This window comes from Caballeronia sp. EK (assembly GCF_014384845.1).
In the GTDB taxonomy this organism is placed as follows: Bacteria; Pseudomonadota; Gammaproteobacteria; order Burkholderiales; family Burkholderiaceae; genus Caballeronia; species Caballeronia jiangsuensis.
Genome location: NZ_JACSUE010000001.1, coordinates 332,321 through 350,698, shown reverse-complemented (window position 1 = coordinate 350,698; position 18,378 = coordinate 332,321). Strand labels below are relative to the sequence as shown.

Annotated in this window: 13 protein-coding genes; 3 read left to right on the top strand and 10 right to left on the bottom strand. The window is 61.4% G+C overall.

Annotation, left to right across the window (positions count from 1 at the left end):
- Window positions 1–20: 20 nt before the first annotated feature.
- Both IAG25_RS01495 and IAG25_RS01490 read right to left on the bottom strand, forming a co-directional pair.
- Complete coding sequence (locus IAG25_RS01495) at window positions 21–1,484, bottom strand: heavy metal sensor histidine kinase (RefSeq protein WP_187603702.1); 1,464 nt, start codon at window positions 1,482–1,484, stop codon at window positions 21–23.
- Entirely contained in the window at window positions 1,484–2,161 is a 678-nt protein-coding gene (locus tag IAG25_RS01490) for a heavy metal response regulator transcription factor (RefSeq protein WP_035500116.1), read from the bottom strand. Before IAG25_RS01490 ends, IAG25_RS01495 begins: the two co-directional genes overlap by 1 nt.
- 336 nt (window positions 2,162–2,497) lie before the next feature.
- Between IAG25_RS01490 and IAG25_RS01485 the strand changes: the two genes are divergently transcribed.
- Window positions 2,498–4,180 carry an alkaline phosphatase family protein gene (locus tag IAG25_RS01485; RefSeq protein ID WP_187603191.1) on the top strand — a complete coding sequence of 561 codons (1,683 nt, stop codon included), beginning with the start codon at window positions 2,498–2,500 and terminating at the stop codon, window positions 4,178–4,180.
- Window positions 4,181–4,201: 21 nt separating this feature from the next.
- On the opposite strand, the gene IAG25_RS01480 is transcribed toward IAG25_RS01485, so the two are convergent.
- Together IAG25_RS01480 and IAG25_RS01475 are read right to left on the bottom strand one after the other, a co-directional pair.
- Window positions 4,202–8,356 (bottom strand): CheR family methyltransferase, encoded by a 4,155-nt coding sequence (locus tag IAG25_RS01480; protein WP_187603190.1) that lies wholly within the window; start codon window positions 8,354–8,356, stop codon window positions 4,202–4,204.
- Window positions 8,357–8,833: 477 nt separating this feature from the next.
- Window positions 8,834–9,277 carry a hypothetical protein gene (locus tag IAG25_RS01475; RefSeq protein WP_187603189.1) on the bottom strand — a complete coding sequence of 148 codons (444 nt, stop codon included), beginning with the start codon at window positions 9,275–9,277 and terminating at the stop codon, window positions 8,834–8,836.
- A gap of 203 nt (window positions 9,278–9,480) precedes the next feature.
- On the opposite strand from IAG25_RS01475, the gene IAG25_RS01470 reads away from it, so the two are divergent.
- Window positions 9,481–10,233, top strand: a complete 753-nt coding sequence (locus IAG25_RS01470) for a response regulator (RefSeq protein WP_187603188.1) — start codon at window positions 9,481–9,483, stop codon at window positions 10,231–10,233.
- Here IAG25_RS01470 and IAG25_RS01465 read toward each other — a convergent pair.
- The gene (locus IAG25_RS01465; RefSeq protein ID WP_187603187.1) at window positions 10,154–12,028 is read right to left on the bottom strand and encodes an ATP-binding response regulator; all 1,875 of its coding nucleotides are present in this window, start codon (window positions 12,026–12,028) and stop codon (window positions 10,154–10,156) included. The two genes, IAG25_RS01470 and IAG25_RS01465, sit on opposite strands and share 80 nt — an antisense overlap.
- A 302-nt stretch (window positions 12,029–12,330) precedes the next feature.
- On the opposite strand from IAG25_RS01465, the gene IAG25_RS01460 reads away from it, so the two are divergent.
- A complete protein-coding gene (locus IAG25_RS01460) occupies window positions 12,331–12,651 on the top strand; it encodes a DUF4148 domain-containing protein (protein WP_187603186.1) in 321 nt (106 codons plus the stop codon).
- A 21-nt stretch (window positions 12,652–12,672) separates the two neighbouring features.
- Here IAG25_RS01460 and IAG25_RS01455 read toward each other — a convergent pair whose 3' ends face one another.
- The 5 genes from IAG25_RS01455 to IAG25_RS01435 are packed head-to-tail and all read right to left on the bottom strand — an operon-like array spanning window position 12,673 to window position 18,367.
- The gene (locus IAG25_RS01455; RefSeq protein ID WP_187603185.1) at window positions 12,673–13,845 is read right to left on the bottom strand and encodes a dihydrodipicolinate synthase family protein; all 1,173 of its coding nucleotides are present in this window, start codon (window positions 13,843–13,845) and stop codon (window positions 12,673–12,675) included.
- 10 nt (window positions 13,846–13,855) lie between these two features.
- Window positions 13,856–15,547 (bottom strand): GMC family oxidoreductase, encoded by a 1,692-nt coding sequence (locus IAG25_RS01450; protein ID WP_187603184.1) that lies wholly within the window; start codon window positions 15,545–15,547, stop codon window positions 13,856–13,858.
- Between the two features lie 11 nt (window positions 15,548–15,558).
- On the bottom strand, window positions 15,559–16,338 hold the full coding sequence (locus IAG25_RS01445) for a 3-ketoacyl-ACP reductase (RefSeq protein WP_187603183.1): 780 nt from the start codon (window positions 16,336–16,338) through the stop codon (window positions 15,559–15,561).
- Between the two features lie 23 nt (window positions 16,339–16,361).
- On the bottom strand, window positions 16,362–17,468 hold the full coding sequence (locus IAG25_RS01440) for an ABC transporter ATP-binding protein (RefSeq protein ID WP_187603182.1): 1,107 nt from the start codon (window positions 17,466–17,468) through the stop codon (window positions 16,362–16,364).
- Between the two features lie 5 nt (window positions 17,469–17,473).
- Window positions 17,474–18,367, bottom strand: a complete 894-nt coding sequence (locus IAG25_RS01435) for a carbohydrate ABC transporter permease (protein WP_375336493.1) — start codon at window positions 18,365–18,367, stop codon at window positions 17,474–17,476.
- Window positions 18,368–18,378 lie beyond the last annotated feature (11 nt).

The following is an 18,378-nucleotide window of genomic DNA, read 5'->3' as shown; positions in this document are numbered from 1 at the left end:
CCGAAAGTCTGACGCTGACGTTACAAGTTTGAAATCTGAGCGCGTGAAACGCTGCCGCCTTCGGGCAGGTCAGACGCTTCCACGACCGGGAAGGTCAGTATGAACCGCGTGCTGCGCGCATCGCTCTCGGCGTGCGCACGGCCACCGTGCAGGTCCATGATCGTGCGAACGATTGCAAGTCCGAGTCCGGCCGATCCCGCGGTCGTCCCCGATGCACCGCGCGACGGATCCGCCCGGTAGAAGCGATCGAAGATCCGTTCGAGCAAGGAAGGATCAATAGGCGCGCCTTCGTTCTCGACGCATACGCGGACCCGGTCTTCCGCGCTGTGGATCGACAGCGTGATCATGCCTTGCGCCGGCGTGAATCGCATCGCGTTGGCAAGCAGGTTGCTGACCGCGCGCCTGAAGAGTTCCACATCGACCCGCAACGTCGCGGACCCGCACGCGACGATGTGAACACCGGCATCGTCCGCCAATCCCTCGAAGTAGTCCGCGATATGCTGCAATTCCTTGCCGCCATCGATGACGCGCATGTTCTTCGAAAACTGCGGATGCTCGGCGCGCGCGAGGAACAGCACGTTCTCGATCATCCGCGAAAGCCGCTCGCATTCTTCGAGGCCGGACTCGAGTGTCGCCTGATACTCCTCGACCGGGCGTGGCCGCGCAAGCGCCACCTCCATCGCGCCGCGCATGTTCGAAAGCGGCGTGCGCATGTCGTGCGCGAGATCGGCGGTGAACTGCGAGAGTCGTTGAAAGCTGCTCTCCAGTCGGGCGAGCATCCCGTTCAGCGACACGACGAGCGGTTCGAGTTCAATGGGGACGCGCGACGCTTCGATGCGGGTATCGAGCTTGTCCGCGGTGATGCTGGCTGCGTTGACCGCCATTTCACGCACCGGCTGCATCGCGCGGCGCACGAGAAAATAGCCGATGCAGAATGCCAGCAGAACGCCGAGCACGCCCGCCAGTTGCAGCTTGTCGCGGTATCGATCCAGCAACAGCCAGCGATCGTGCATGTCGCGCATGACGACGATGGTCGCGATCGTTCCGTTCTGCAGCGCGGCATCGACGGCGAGCGCGCGAATCAGCGCACCGCCGGCGGTGGCGAGCGGCGCGATGGCACGCTCCGTGATCTGGGCGTTGGCAGGCACCGCGGCGGCGGGCATCTCGAGCGTGCCAATCGCCGGATCGACGTTGTGTTGCACAAGCGTCTTTCCGGCCGAGTCCGAGATTCGCAGCGATAGTGCTTCGTTGCCGAGCACCTGGCTTTCGAGTCGCTCTCGATGCCGCAGAATATCGGCGTAATCGCTCAGCTCGTCGGCGAGGCGGCGTGTGTGCCGGGCCGCGAGCACGATATCGAGATCGTCCTGAACCTTGACCTGTTGTTCCAGCGCAAGGTAGACGAAAGTGCCGACAAGCCCGAATACCGCCAGTGTGGTCGCCGCGAACGCCAGAGCAAGTGTGGTGGTCAGCGAACGTGGCCTGATCACGCGGAGTCTTCCAGCGCGATGACGTAACCCACACCGCGAACGGTCTGAATCAGCTTGGTGGCGAATTCGTCGTCGATCTTCGCGCGGAGTCTTCGTATCGCGACTTCCACCACGTTGGTGTCGCTGTCGAAGTTCATGTCCCAGACGTATGACGCAATCTGCGTGCGGCTCAATACTTCGCCGTGCCGCCTCGCGAGCAGTTGAAGCAGCGCAAATTCGCGCGGCGTGAGATCGATGCGCTTGCCCGCGCGCTTGACGCGCCGCCGCGTGATGTCGATTTCCAGATCACCGAGAACGATGAGGTCGCTCTCCCGAGGCGGACCGCGACGCGCAAGTGAGCGCACCCGCGCGAGCAGTTCGACAAAGGCGAACGGCTTGACCAGATAGTCGTCGGCGCCCAGCTCCAGGCCACGCACGCGGTCCGCCACGTCATCGCGCGCGGTCAGAAAGAGAACGGGCGTCGACTTCGACTCGCGCAGGTTCTTGACGATGGACCAGCCGTCCATCGACGGCAGCATGACATCGAGAACGATCACATCGTAGTTCTCTTCTTTCGCGAGAATGAGGCCCTCGGCGCCGTCGCCAACGACGTCGACAAAATAACCCGCTTCTTCGAGGCCCTTTTTTATGTAGGCGCCCGCCTTCTGCTCGTCTTCGACAATGAGTACCCGCATTCTGGCAGTCCCGTTTGCTCCAGTTCGTCTGCAAGCAATTCTACGCGCGCCTTACGCAGGCTGAATTACAAATCTGTTATCTGGGGATGATTCAGTCAGACGATTTTCCTGCGAATCTCGATGGAGAACAGAAGCCGGGCAATCGCCGCGCGGCCATTTCTTACCCCCGCGAAGCACAACACTCCTTATGAAATCCTTAACAACGACCGCATCCGACGAAAAATAAAGTACGCAGAAGACAGTCAAACGAAAGCCCTTGTTCATGGACACGCCGCAATTGCACCGCAAATTGATAGGCCTCTGCGAAAGCTTCATCAATTGACAACAAGGTGAGACATGAAGAAGACGAACAGACGCACCCTCAGGCACAGCCCTCTCGTCGTCGCGATTCTCGCGGCGGCTACATTCAACGCGTCGCATGCAAGGGCGGACGACCGCGATCATCGCCGTTCGGATCATGATGACCGCGCCGTCACGAAGCATGTGATTCTCATCAGCTTCGACGGTCTGCACGAACAGGACGTCGCGCGCTGCGTGGCATCCAATGCGTGTCCCAACATTGCGCTGCTCGCCAGGGACGGCGTCACTTACACCAATGCTCATACGCCGGGGCTGTCCGATTCCTTTCCCGGTCTCGCCGCACTCGTGACCGGCGGTTCGCCCAAGACGACCGGACTCTTTTACGACGTGTCGTACGACCGCACCCTGTACGCCCCGTCCGACACCAACTGCAGCGGCGCGCAGGGCTGGAATGTGGTCTTCGACGAAACCACCGGCATCGATGCCCAGAACGGCGGCGCACTCGTGCATCTCGACGGCGGCAATGCATTCAATCCGCAAGCGATTCCTCATGCGAAAGTCGATGGCGTCTGCAAGCCCGTTTATCCGCACGATTATGTGAAGACCAACACCGTCTTCGAAGTCATTAAGGCGCGCGTGCCGCAGGCGCGCACGGCGTGGGCCGACAAACATGCGTGGGGCTACGACTGGCTGAACGGACCGTCGGGTACGGGCGTCGACGACCTCATGCGCACCGAGATCAACGCGATCGACCCGAAGACGAACACGAACTACACCGACATCTACACGCACACCGAAGTCTTCGACGATCTCCATGTGCAGGCGCTCATCAACCAGATCGACGGCAAGAGTTCGGCAGGCGACGCCGCGCCCGGCGTTCCGACCATCTTCGGCGCGAACTTCCAGACGCTGAGCGTCGCGCAGAAGGCCACGGTGGCAACGAACGGCGGCTATCTCGACGCGAGCTTCACGCCGGGTCCGCAGGTGAGCGCGGCCATCGCTTATGTCGATGCATCGCTCGGGCGCATCGTGTCGGAACTGAAGCAGCGCGGGCTGTACCGGTCCACGGCGATCATCGTGACGGCCAAGCACGGCCAGTCGCCGACCGATCACAGCAAGCTCGTGAAGAATGGCGATACGGTCGCGGCGCTGCTTCAGGCGAACAACTATCTCGATCCGAAGGGCAACTACGGCCAGAATGCGACGAAGACCGGCAACCTGAACGATGGTAGCGGCCTCGTCGACACGGGCTTTGTGCAAAGCGACGATGTCAGTCTCATCTGGCTGCGCGATCAGCATCAACTGGCGCAAGCCGTGAAGTCGCTCAAGGACAATCTGAGCTGTAACGCGCCGGGCATCTGCGCGGATGGGCCCCATGCCTATCTGCTCTATGGTCCGCGCATCGCGGCCGCTTTCGGCGATCCGCGCGAGGGGCGCACGCCGGACATCATCGTGCAGCCGAATCCGGGTGTGATCTATACGTCGAGCGGATCGAAGGATGAAGAGCACGGCGGCAACGCACCCGACGACGGTCACCTCGGCCTGATCGTGTACGCGCCGGGCGTGAAGCACGCGGGCCGCACGGTCGATGACCGCGTGCTGACGACGCAGGTCGCGCCGACCATGCTGAGACTTCTCGGCGTGGATGCAAGGCGTCTGCATTCGGTCGAGATCGAAGGAACGCAGGCATTGCCCGGTTTCGAAGGCGACCGCTTCTAGTAAAGCGCACGCGCCGGCTTGCTACGGTCGCAGCATGTTCGCTCCGAGGACAGCCAGTAACGCACTCAACGTCACTGGCTTTCCGATATGCGCATCGAAGCCGGCGCGCAACGCACGCGCAGCATCCTGATCGCGCCCGAACCCCGTCAGCGCTATGGCTGGAACGTTCGCGGTATTGGGTTGCTCGCGCAGTGCTTCGATTAATTCGTACCCGCTCATGTCGGGCATGGCGATGTCCGACAAGATCAGATCGAACTGACCATCCATCGCCAGGGCGACCGCTTTTCGCGCACTCGACTCGGCGGTGACCTCGGCGCCTTCGAGTTCGAGCAGCGCGCCGAACGCTTCGAGGCCTTCGATCGAATCGTCCACGAGCAGGATCCTCAGCCCCCTGAGGATGCTCGGGTCGGCGACGCCCGTCATCTTCGCGCGCGTGGCAAAAGGCGAATTCTTGGGCAACCACAACCGGAAACAGGCGCCTCGACCGATCCCGGCCGATTCCCCTTCGATCCTTCCGCCATGCATTTCCGCCAGTTGCTTCGTGAGCGACAGACCGATCCCGAGTCCGCCGCTGTCACGTTTGACGCTTCCTTCCGCCTGACTGAACATGTCGAAGACCTTGGGCAGGAACTCCGGCGCAATGCCCTTGCCCGAGTCCGTCACTTCGATGCAGGCGAAGCGATTGTCTTCGGACAGCACGACCCTGATACTGCCTCCGTAAGGCGTGAATTTCAGCGCGTTGCGAAGCAGATTCCATAGCATCTGTTCGACGCGCACGGTATCGGCCTGGATGACGAGCGCAGTCTCGGTCCGCGACGTACTCAGGGCAATGCCGCTATTCCTTGCATCGCTGGCGCAGGCTTCCGTTACAGAGCGAACGACAGCCGCGAGATCGACGTCGGCGAAATTCAGCGCGAGCTTTCCCGTGCGCACCCGCGACAGGTCGAGCAGATCGTCGATGATCTTCGCCTGACTGATCACCGAGCGCTGAATGGCCTCGGCCGCACTCTGAACCAGCGGAATGTGCCTTGCATCCGGCGCACGACCGAGCAGTTCAGCCTTCACGTGGATGAGATTCAGCGGATTCTTGAGTTCGTGTGAGAGCACCGCGAAGAACTCGTCCTTCTGCCGATTGACGGATTCCGCCTGGGCACGCGTCGCTCGCTCGATCTCGAGCTGCAATTGCTGCTGACTCTCTACGCTCTTCCTGTCGGTCATGTCGCGGACGATCTTGGCCAGTCCGTTGAAGCCCTCGCTGGTGATGGTGGTCATCACCCCGCTGCAATAGATTCGCCGGCCATCCTTGCGTTGATGCCACCGTTCATCTTCCGCCCGGCCGATCGCCTTCGCGGTCTCGCGTTCCCGAAGCGCGACATCCTGCGCGCGATCCTCCGGCGTGAAGATGAGATCGACGGGCTTGCCCAGCACCTCCCGTTCGTCGTAACCGAACACGCGCTGCGCGCCCTTGTTCCAGCTCACGATTCTGCCGTCCAGGTCCTGCACGATGATCGCGTAATCGTCTGTGGCGAGTGCGGCGAGCTTGAGCCGTTCCTCTCCCAGGCGAACCTCGTGCTGGGCCACGCGCCGCTCCGTGACGTCGATCAACGTCAGCACCGCGCCATCGATGCGGTCTTCGGCGGTACGGTAAGGCAGCAGCCGGACCAGATACCATTCGCCGCTCGTCGTGCCGACTTCGCGTTGCGTGATCTGCAGGCTCTGGAAAGTGGCACTCGCGTCGACGGCCAGCTCCGGGTAAATCAGGCGATGCGTGAGGTCGAACAGCGAACGTCCGATGTCCGATTCGATCAGGTTGAACAACCTGACGGCGGGCGCCGTGAATCGCTTGATGCGCATGTCGCTGTCGACAAAAATCGTGGCGATGCCCGTCGACGCGATGAGGTTTTGCAGATCGTCGTTGGCCTTCGCCGTTTCTTCGACCTTGAGCTGAAGCGCGCTATTGACGGTGACGAGTTCCTCGTTGACCGATTGCAGTTCTTCCTTGCTCGTTTCGAGTTCTTCGGTCGCCGAGCGCATCTCTTCGTTGATCGCCTGAAGTTCTTCGTTCGACGCCTTCAGTTCCTCGTTCGATGCGTTGGATTGCTCGATGCTCAGTCGCAGCAGTTCCTTGGTGCGATGCAGTTCGCCCTCGAGATGCGCGACGAGGGGATTCTGATCCGCGCCGTCTTGCGCTGCTTCGTCGGGCCGGGTCGTCTCATCGACTTCATCGAAGAAAATCGTGCAGAACTCCGGCGAGTTCGTCGCGTCGTTGAACGGACGAACGGTCATGGTCACGTAGGAATGCGTGTCGCCGCGCGAGAAGCGCACGCGCTCCGCATCGACGCTCCTGCCGTTTTGCAGCGCCTGAAAGAGCGCGGTGCGAAGTTCGAGCCCGAGGTCAGGATTGATGAGCGTGAGCAGATTGTGCGAGGGCTCGCCACTGACATAGCGCAGGAACCGCCCGACTTCATCGGACATGTGCAGGATCTCCGCGTTGCGGTCCACCAGCACGCTCGGCGGTGCGTAGCGTTCGATCGCCTGCTGATGAAGGCTCGCGAAAGTCAGGCTCGCCGAGTCGCGCATGGGCGCCGGCGCGAGCGCACGCGGCGCGGCCGCCTGGTTGCCGGTCACCGCCGGCGACGAGATCACGGGGACTTTCGTGGGCAGCATCCTCGCCCGATAAATCCGGTTCTTCTTGTCGACCGTGCTGAACAGATCGTCCGCGATGTCGACCGACTCCGAGGTCCCCAGAAACAGCAAACCGCCAGGCTGAAGCGCGAAATGGAAGGTTTCGAGCACCTGACGCTGCACGGTCCGGTCGAGATAGATCAGCAAATTGCGGCACGACACTAGATCGAGATGCGAGAACGGCGGATCGCGCAGCACGTTGTGCGGCGCGAACAGCACGCTGTCGCGCAGGGCCTTGTTGATGACATAGCGGCCGCGTTCCAGCGTAAAGAAACGCCGCAGGCGCGAGGGCGGGATGTCGGTCAGCACCGACTCCGGGTAGCTGCCCGTGCGCGCGAGTTCGATCGCCTGCTGGTCGAGGTCCGTTGCGAATACCTGAAGTCTCGGTAACTCGGCGCCCGTCGCCTTGCGCTCGCTGAACAGCATGGCGAGCGAGTAGGCCTCTTCACCTGTGGAACATCCGGCGACCCATACGCGAATCGGATCGCCTTCTGTCTTCCTCTCGATGACGGCCGGCACGATTTGACGCTCGACGGCCTCAAACGCGTCACGGTCGCGAAAGAAGTTCGTCACGCCGATCAGCATGTCGCGAAGCAGCGCGCCCGTTTCTTCCGGATGCGTTTCGACGAAGCGCTGATAGGCCAGCAGGTCCGGCAGGCCGTTGACCTGCAAACGGCGCTCGATTCGCCTCAATACGGTGGCGCGCTTGTAGTGCCGGAAGTCATGGCCGGTGCGGATGCGCAGCGTCTTCAGAATGCGTTGCAGCGCGTGTTCCGCCGAGACCGTGCCGTCCTCCGCCGGGTCGGGTTCCGCCCCTGCCGGCTCAATATCGGCTGACGGCAAAACGATCGAACGAGCGTTCTCATTCAGTTCGATCAGCTTCTGCGGGATGTCGACCACCGGCAACACGATGTCGACCTGGCCGGTTGCCATCGCATTGGCCGGCATCTCTCCATACTCGGCATCTTCCGGCGACTGGGCCAGCGTGACGCCGCCGCACTCCTTGATGCGGCCGATGCCTATTGCGCCGTCGCTGCCCGACCCTGACAGGATGACGCTGATCGCACGCTCGCCGTGTGCTTCGGCGAGGCTGCGGAAAAACAGGTCGATCGCGACGGCCCGCCCTCGCCCGCGGCCTCGCCCGCGCTCTGCCGGCGTGGCGGACAGGTAGCCATCGTTCATCGATAGCGCGGTCGCCGGAGAAATCAGATAGACATGATTTTTTTCGATGGGCGTGGCTCCGGTCACCTGCGAAACCGGCATGCGCGTGACGCGCCGCAGAACGATGTCGGCCTGACTTTCGTGCGAAGGCGAGAGGTGAAGCACGATCACGAACGTCATGCCCGGATCCCGTGGCATGTGTTCGAAGAACCGGATCAAGGCCTGAATGCCGCCTGCCGATGCGCCAATGCCGACAACCGGAAAGTCGAGCGCAGGCTTCGCGCGGTGCGCTGCGGTCGGGTTGCCCGCGGCGTGATTTGCGTTTTCCATCTGACGAAGAAATTGAGGTAGGTCTGAAGGTAGTTTAAGCCGATCCGGCGTGCGTGGGAGCAGACGCGGGTTCGTCGCGCTGCAGTCGGATATCGGCGGCGCCTCAGAGAAGGCGCATGCGTGAAGCATGCGAATCGAACGCGCCGGCAAACGAAAAGCGCGCGCACGTGGCGTGCGCGCGCATCGATAAGCCAAACGTAGCGGCAGGCTTTGAACTCTGCGCTAGGGCGCCCCGCTCGGCTATATGCTAGCGGGCGTCGCCAGGCTACCCGGCCGCGGCGGCTTCGTGACGCGCGATACGGACGTGCAATACCAATGCGGGATCGTGTGCGAATCGGGGCGCGGCGCTCGGTTGCTTCTGCGCTTTCTGTTGCGCCCTCTGTACGTGAGGTCTCCTCGCGCAAAAGCTCGTCTCTCGCGCATTACTTCGCCATCCGAACTACTTGATGTACGAAGAGACAGGCCGCGCGGCGAAACTTACGGATTGATGACGAGAATATCGGTCGATACCCGAAGCGGCGAATTCCATCCGATATTGATGCGGAACTCGGTACGGCCCGGCTTCACCACGATGTTTTGCACGGTGTAGATGGCAGAACCCATGAAGCGGTTGCCGCCGTTATCGCATTCGCTGACGGACACGAACACGTGTGATCCTGCCTGGATCGGGCCTGCGTTGAACCCGAACGACACCTCGCCGTGCAGCGAGGGCCACGCATCGTAGCGATACGCCACGCCAGTCATGGTGCCGGACAGACGAGTCTGAACGACGCCGTGATGGTCGGCGCTCACTTCATGAGTGACCGCTTGTTCCGGGGACGGATCGTGCGCTTTCATTTCCATGCTTCGCTCCTTCATTGCTGGTAAATTGCGCGTGCCGAATATCGAGGTCAGTCGACGAGCACGCTCGATATCGCACATCCTCGTTCAAGGCGACACTGCTTGCGTGCCACGCCGAATCTCGTGCGATTGCATGAGCCTACAATCCGCGGGATATCGAACCTATCGGCTAGACGGTGTACGTCGAAGGTCGCAGGGAATCTTGATCGACAGGGATCGAATAACCACGTCCCAGCCGTAAACCGCGTATAAAGTTATTCGAGTACCGTCAGGGAGACGATGCGATGCGCGTGCTGCTCATCGATGATCACGAGCTCTTCAGAGCCGGTTTTGCACTGCTCATCAAGGAGCTTTTTCCGCATGTCGAACTGCTGCATGCGAGCACGTTGTCGCATGGAGTCGATTCGGCGATGATCGATCATCCGGACATCGTGTTTCTGGACCTCGAACTTCCCGACGGGCACGGTTGCGACGCGCTGGTCCGCCTGAAAGACGCACGACCGTCCTTGCCCGTGGTCGTGGTATCGGCCGATGAGCGCATGGAGACGGTCAGTCGATGCCTCGCACTGCGCGCGATGGGCTACGTGCCGAAATCGTCGTCGCCCGAAGCGCTCCATGCCGCGATCGTCGCCGTGCTTTCGGGCGGCGTCTACCTGCCCGCGGCGAGCATCGCCGGGTTGAGGCGCACGATCGACATGGCCGAGGCGCCGGCACGCGAATCAGGGCATGCACAGCCGACGCACGGTGGCGCGGCACGTTGGGACGCGCCGGATCTCGGACTCACGCCCCGCGAATACGAAACGCTCGCGTGGCTCGTGCGCGGCCTCCCGTCCAAAGCCATCGCGTCGAAGATGGGGCTCGAAGACATCACGGTGCGCAAGTACATCAGTCATCTGCTCGCGCACTTCAATCTGCGGCGGCGCACCGAACTGATCGTGATGCTGGCCGACAAGGGCATCAAGCTCGGGACGCTGCCGGTGACAGATCCGTCGCGAGATCGGGATTCATCTGCCGATGGGCGGCAACGAAGCGGCTGATCTCCGCCAGCAAGTCTTCCGGCGCCGACGACTTGCGCAGCAGCACGAACGGCTCGGGGAAGTCGCGCAGCACCTGAACGGACAGCAACTCGCCGGTGATGAAAGCGACGGGAATCACGCCGGCCCACGCGAAGTGACGCCTGATCCGGTCTGCGACCTCCTTGCCGGAGACGCCATCGCGCAGCCGGATATCGGTCACGATGAGATCGGGAATGCGGCTGTCATCGGCAAGAATGGCTTCGAACCCGGCCAGCGATTCGGCGGCCTGCACGAGCGCGCCCGCGCTCGAAAAGAGGCGTCGCAGGCCTTCGAGGACCATCGGTTCATCGTCGCACAGCAGCATGAACGTGCCGTCGAGATCGGGGCGGTGGCGCTCGCCATGCTGGGGCGTCCCGCCAGCCGGCTTCGATGCCGATGTGCTCGCGTAGAGCGAAAAGCGCGATCCGCGCCCTTCGACCGAAGCGAAACTCATGGCGTGTCCCGGAAGAATGCGAACCACCCGCTGCACGATCGACAGCCCCAGTCCCAGCCCTTTCGAACGGTCGCGTCCCGGATTGTTGATCTGGTAGTACTCGGCAAAAATAGCTTCCCGATAGGCCGGTGCAATGCCGATTCCCGTGTCCCATACATCGACTCTCAACCGGTCATCCACCTGCACCCAGCCGAGCACGACGCCGCCCGACGACGTGTTCTTGATCGCGTTCGATACGAGATTGGATACGGCCCGCTTGAAGAGCGACCGGTCGGTCTCGATGGACGGCGGCTCGACTCGCCGCCTCGCGAGTCTCAGATCGATTCCTCGCGACTGGGCCGTCTCCCGATATTGCTCGAGGACTTCGGTCAGCAGATCGAACGTATTGACCGGCACGAGGCGAGGAGCCTGCGAGCCCAGCTCGCTGTAGTCCTGGATCTCCTTGAACATGTCGAGGATCTCTGACGCGGTCTCTTCGATCACGTCGAGATCGCGATCCACCGCGTGTCCGTCCCTGATCCTCGTCCGGGCGCTGCGGATGAAGAGGTTGATCGCGGCGAGCGGCTGCTGGATGTCGTGATACGCCGACGAAAAGAACCGCTCCTTCTCCTTGACGAGTTCCTGCATGCGTTTGTTCTGCTCGTTGATCGCACGCGACGTGGCTTCGACGCGCGCCTTGGCCGCGCGCAAGGTGCGGCGGTACATGAATTCGCGCCGTGCCGAGCGTTCCAGCGGAATACTGACGAGCAGACCGATGGCATACGTCAGCGGCAGACTCGTGCCGTGCGCGATCACCGACGACAGGTGCATGCCGAACTTCTCACCCGGAGGCTGGAGGAACAGCATGAGCAGGTAACTCGCAATGCACAGCCCGACGAGCCACACTGTGGTGACCACGCGTAGCCGGAACGCCATGAAGATCGTGAACAGCGTGAGTGTCAGGATCGAATAGTGTTCGTGCCACGGCAGGTCCACGATCTGCAGCAATCTCAAGGTGGCGAGCCACGCACTGAGCGTCCACAGGCAGAGCAGCCCGACGGCCCAGCGTTCATCGAGTGCGCGCGGCGTCCATAGTACGACGGCCACGCTCATGCCGATGGCCGCGGCGCTTCTCGCGAAGATGATTTCGTGGTGGTGCAGATGGGCGGGATCGAGTATGTCGATCCGCCCGAAGTCACGGATCGAAAAAACGATCCACAACGCGGTGAAGATCGCGATGGCGAGTCTTCGCTGTCCGGACATGCGCTGCGCGTAGTCCCTCAGAAACGCCCGTTCCTGAGCCGCCGATCTGAACCTGCGCACCCAGAGGTCTGACGATCTCATCGCGATGCCCGATCCGGAAATGTCGCCGTCCGCGAATACGGCAGCATGACATCCAGACAGAATAGCAGGACCGCATTCGAATGCGGATATACAAATGTAGCGGTACGAATGTATCTGTTCGCTTAAGAATGCCTACATCTTCGCGGCGCGATTTCGGGCGCTCGCCTACCTACGTGGGTGTCGACGGCATCGGCACTGGCCGACAATCGATACGACGGTGCACAGAGCCGAGACTTGACCTGTCTTTCGTAACGGCCGCTTTGCACCTGAATCTTCTGCCTGGCATTTACGAGGAGGTTGTCATGAAATCAGTCGTTATCGCGGTCGCCGCAGCGTCGGCGCTTTCCTTGCCTCTCGCTGCGTTCTCCCAGACGGATCCGGCATTGACGCGTGCCCAGGTGCGTGCGGAGCTGCAACAGCTCGAACAGGCCGGCTATGATCCGGCCAAAAGCGCGGATGCAAGTTATCCGGGCGACATCCAGGCGGCTGAGGCACGAGTATCGACCGATCACGCGACAGAGTATGGCGGCATGCCATCCGGCTCATCCACGTCCGGATCGCGCACCGTCGTTCGCCCCGCCTCCGACGAAGACATGAAGCACCTCTATTCTGGCGGCCAGTAGCATCTGGTAATCGTCGAGCGCTCAGTTCTCTATGCCGGCGACCAGCTGCATGAAATGCTTCATCCGCCTTGCTGCAAGTTCTGGACGGATCAGCACGCCGGAAGCATCGGCTTTACGAAAGACGTCCGCGTAATGAAGTGCCGATCGCGCCGATTGCATTGCGCCTGCCATCGAGAAATGGTTCTGGTGTCCGTTGAGCCACGCAAGGAACACGACGCCAGCCTTGTAGTACTGAGTCGGCGCGACGAAGAGTTCGCGAGACAGCGTGACCGTCGGCGCCATTAGCGCGTGATAGGTGTCGATGTCGTTTCGGGCCAGCGATGCCAGCGCCTTCGACGCCACCGGCGCGATCGGATCGAAGATGCCGAGCAATGCATGTGACTTGCCTGTGTTGTCACCGGCGATGAGTTCGCCATAGTTGTAGTCGTCGCCGGTGAACATGATGACACCTTCCGGCAACTTCGAGCGCAACTGCCGTTCATACTCCGCGTTGAGCAGGGAGATCTTGATTCCTTCGATCCTCTCCTTTTGATGACCGATGATGTCGAGCACCGTGGCCATCGCGGTATCGACATCGCTGCTGCCCCAGTAACCGGCGAGCGCCGAATCGAACGCATCGCCGAGCCAGTGCAGCACGACTTTCTCGCGCGACGCGGAGACGACTTTTTCGTAGACGTACTTGTAGTCGTCGGCGGAGCGCGCAGCGGCGCAGAGCGCGCGGCTCGCCATCATGATCGGACGGCCGCCCGCAGATTCGACAACCTCGAACTGCTCGTTGTAAGCGGCAACGATGTCGTCGAGAGAATGCGCTTTCTTGCCGTCGAGATGATCGGTGCCCGCGCCGCATGCGAGGTCTGCGCCGGGAATCGACTTCGCGTGAGCGATGCTGCGTCGGATCAATTCGGCCGCGACAGGCCAGCCGATGCCCATGCCGCGCTGGGCAGTGTCCATCGCTTCGGCGACCTTGAATCCGAGACTATAAAGGTACGTACGGAATGCCAACGTGGCGTCCCAATCGACAGCGGGTGCATCACCCGACGGCTCGTAAGCAGAACGCGGATCAATGACGACGTGCGCGGCGGCATACGCGATCCGGTTGAACGTCGGTGCGTTCGATCCCGGAAGCTGGTTCTCGAGATTCTGTAGCGAATATGCCCGGACCGTACCGTCCTGCAGTGGCAGATTGATGTTCATGCTGTACCTCTCAGTGTCTGGAAGGAATGGCGAAGTCGGACAGGTGCGTGACGGGTGCAACCGTAGGCGCGGCGATGCTCGCAGACGCGGATTGAATGATCATGTCCGCTGCTTTCTCGGCGACCATGATGGTCGGCGCATTGGTGTTGCAGGAAGGCACGAAAGGCATCACCGACGCATCGACGACGCGCAGTCCATCGAGACCGATCAGCCGCAAGTCGGGCGTGACCACCGCGTCCGGATCGTTTGCCTGTCCCATGCGGCATGTCCCCACCGGGTGATGGTCGGTCTTCGCATTTGCGCATGCGTACTCGAAAAGCTCCTGATCGCTGTTGGCCCGCGATCCCGGAAGAACTTCGTTCTGCACGAAGCGGCGCATGGCGGGCGCGCTGAGAATATCGCGTGCCAAACGCAAGCCCTTGATTGCCATATCCCTGTCGTGCGGGTCCGACCAGTAGTTAGGATCAAGCAGAGGCGCATCGGCGGGATTACTGCTCGCGAGACGAACCGTGCCGCGCGACCGTGGCCGAAGATAAGCCGTGTTCAGCGTCACGCCCGCGTTCTGCAGCTTGGCCATACCCGCCTCGATTCCCGAACCGAGCCCCAGATGGAACTGGATATCGGGCGAGCGGTCGCGGTCGGGCGAGTCACGGTCTGCGTACCAGAACCCGCCGGTTTCGAAGAGACTCGACGCCACCGGGCCCTTTTTCAGCACGAGGTATTGCAACGCGGCCCACGCAGCGTGATGCAGCTTGTTGTATTTGTCGTAGGTGTGATCGCCCGTGCATTCAGAAATGACGAACAGATCGAGGTGATCCTGAAGATTTTCACCGACGCCGCGCAGATCATGGACGGGTTTGATCCCGACAGACTGAACATGCGCTGCGGGTCCGATGCCCGATTGCAGCAGAAGCTTCGGCGAGCCGATAGCGCCGGAAGACACGATCACTTCTTTCGCGGCTCGAATGATTTGCGTATCGCGGCTGTCGCCGACGACTACCTCGACACCCACCGCGCGATGGCCCTCGACGATGACGCGCAACGTGCGCGTGGCCATTTGCACGGTGAGGTTACGTCGTCCAAGCGCCGGCTTGATGAAGCTCGTCGCTGCCGACGAACGACGCGCGTCAAGTTGCGTCAGTTGATAGTACCCAAGGCCCTCTTGCGAAGCGCCGTTGAAATCGGGGTTGAACGGAATGCCTAACTCCTGCCCGGCCTGGAAGAACGCTTCGCAGATAGGAAGCGGGCTGATCGGATTCGAGACGCCCAACGGTCCGCCGTACGCGTGGAACTCATTCGCGAAGCGCTGGTTGTTTTCGGAACGCTTGAAATACGGCAGTACCTCGCGATAGGACCAACCCGTCGCTCCGGCCTTGCTGACCCATTCGTCATAGTCGGCGGGCACACCACGCGTATAGAGTTGCGCGTTGATCGACGAGCCGCCGCCGATCACCTTTGCTTGCGTGAAGCGCAGAACGCGATTGTTGAGATGCTTCTGCGGCACGGTATGCCAGCCCCATGACCCGATGCCCTTGGTCATCTTCGCGAAGCCTGCCGGCATCGCAAAGAACGGGTGGCGATCCGAACCGCCCGCTTCCAGAAGAAGCACGTTCACCGCGGGGTCCGCGCTCAACCGATTCGCCAGCACGCATCCAGCCGAGCCGCCGCCCACGATCACGTAGTCATATGTCGTCGTATTCATGTCGGTCACGCTCAAAATGCAGGGATCGAAAGGCCGCCGTCAACGTGCAACACGCTGCCAGTGCAGAACGGAAGAGATCCATCGGCGAGCGTTGCGACCGCGCGGGCCACTTCCTCGCTCTCACCCCAACGAGCCGCGGGGACGAGCCCTTCCTCGAATCGGGCCTCGTACTTCTGTGCGACGCCTGCCGTCATCGGCGTGCGGATGATTCCGGGCCGTACTTCGAAGACGCCGACGTTCGACTTCGCCAGTCGCAACGCGAAAAGCTGCGTAAGCATCGGCAAAGCGGATTTCGACAGGCAGTATTCCGCTCGCTCCGTCGAGGCCATCTGCGCCGAGACCGACGAGACCGTCACGATCGAGCGCGCACGTTTCGATGGCGTCGCGATCATGTGCCGCGCGACAGCTTGCGTCATGAAGAACGTGCCGCGAAGGTTGATGCCGAGCACGGTGTCGAACGCGTCTGAACGAACGTCGAGGAGGTCGCCGCGACTTGGCGAACCCACGCCCGCGTTATTCACGAGGCACTCCAAGCTGCCTTTGAAACCTATCGCGGCGTTCACAACCTCTGCGTGCGACTCGATATCGCTCAGGTCGCTGCGAACGAAAAGCGCATCTTGTCCCTCGTTGCGGATAAGGTCGCACGTCGCGTGCGCGTCTTCGTCATCGGTCACGTCGGTCAGCACGACATCGAAACCGCGCCGTGCCAGTTCGACACAGATCGATCGGCCGATTCCCCTGCGTCCGCCCGTAACCAGCGCGGTCGGGCATGGTCCATTCGACTTGCTCATAAGTCCACCGTCCGAGTCATCGATCAATGAATGCGTGCTTCCGTGTCTTTATCGAACAGCACCAGCTTCGACAGATCGACACGCAGTTCGCAACGTTCACCCGACTCGTGCGGCATGTCCGGCCCGAGCCGCGCGGACACTTCCATGCCGCCGAAATCGAGGACAGCGAGCGTGTCCGGTCCAGTGGGTTCAAGCACGTTGATCCTGACGGGCACAGTTCGAATAGCAGACGCCGCGCGCTCGTTCTCTACGCCAATCGCCTCCGGCCGTAACCCTGCGATGACTTCCTTGCCGACATAGCGGTCCACGGCTTGAGATTGCGGCGGAAGTTCGAGATCCAGCGCGTCATTGCCCTGACCGATCTTCAGATGCAGCGAACCGTCTCTGCCCTCGATGCGCGCGGGAATGAGGTTCATCGACGGCGATCCCATGAACGTCGCCACGAACGTGTTGGCAGGCGTGTTATAGACCTCGGCCGGCGTGCCGAGCTGCTGAAGAATGCCGCCTTTCATCACCGCGATGCGGGTTGCAAGCGTCATCGCTTCGATCTGATCGTGCGTCACATAGACGATGGTTGCGCCCAGCCGCTGGTGCAGCTTCTTGATTTCCGTGCGCATGTCCACGCGCAGCTTCGCGTCGAGGTTGGAGAGCGGCTCGTCGAACAGGAAGATCTTGGGGTGGCGCACGAGCGCACGGCCCATTGCGACGCGCTGGCGCTGGCCGCCCGAAAGCTGACCCGGACGGCGATCGAGCAGATGTTCGATCTGGAGAAGACGCGCCGCATCCTGTACCGCCTTCTCGCGATCGGCCTTCGAGACTTTGCGCATCTCGAGCCCGAAGCTGATGTTTTGCCCTACGGTCATGTTGGGGTACAGCGCATAGCTCTGAAAAACCATGGCGATATCGCGCTCGCTCGGATGCAGGTCGTTGACCTTGTCGTCACCGATGCGGATTTCGCCGCCCGATAGCGTATCGAGTCCGGCAATGAGCGAGAGCAAGGTCGATTTGCCGCAACCCGACGGGCCGACGAGCACGAGGAAGTCGCCATCGTTCACGTCGATATTGATCTCGCGAAGAATTTCCGTAGAGCCGTAGGCCTTGCGCACGTTGCTGACATGAAGAGAAGACATGATGATTACCCCTTGACCGAACCAGCCATCAAACCGCGGACGAAATAACGACCTCCAACGACGTAGACGAGCAGCGTGGGCAGCGCCGCGATCATCGCGGTGGCCATCTGCACGTTGTATTCCTTGACGCCGGTAGAAGTGTTGACGATGTTGTTGAGCGCTACCGTGATCGGTGCCGATGCGCCGGTCGTGAACGACGCGCCGAACAGGAAGTCATTCCAGATGTTCGTGAACTGCCAGATCACGGTCACGGTGATGATCGGCACCGAGTTCGGCAGGAGGATCCGAAAGAAGATGCGAAAGAAGCGCGCGCCGTCGATCATCGCGGCCTTCACGAGTTCATCGGGAAACGAGATGTAGTAGTTGCGAAAGTACAGTGTCGTGAAGCACAGCCCGTAGACCACATGCACGAACACGAGGCCGGTGATTGATTGAGCGAGACCGATCTTGCCGAGAAACGTCGCCATCGGGATCAGCACGATCTGGAACGGGATGAAGCAGCCGAACAGGACGAGCGCAAACAAAACGTTGTCGCCCTTGAAGCGCCACTTCGTCAGCACATAGCCATTGAGCGCGCCGATCAGCGTCGAAAGGAACACTGCTGAAAAGACCATGCGGAACGAGTTCCAGAAGAAGCCTTTCACGCCGGAGCAGTCGAGACCGACACAGGCCGAGCCCCAGGCTTTCTCCCATGCAGCGAGCGTCCATTCGTGCGGGAGCGCGAGAATGTTGCCCGCATACACTTCCTGAAGCGGTTTGAACGAGGTGAGCAACATCACCACGAGCGGCACGAGATATACGAGTGCGACGATCAACAACATCGAATAGATGACGATGCGCGATACGTTGTTATGCTTTCCCACCACCATTTGCGGCGAGTCCCAGGTCTTGGCAGCCATGCTTGTCTCCT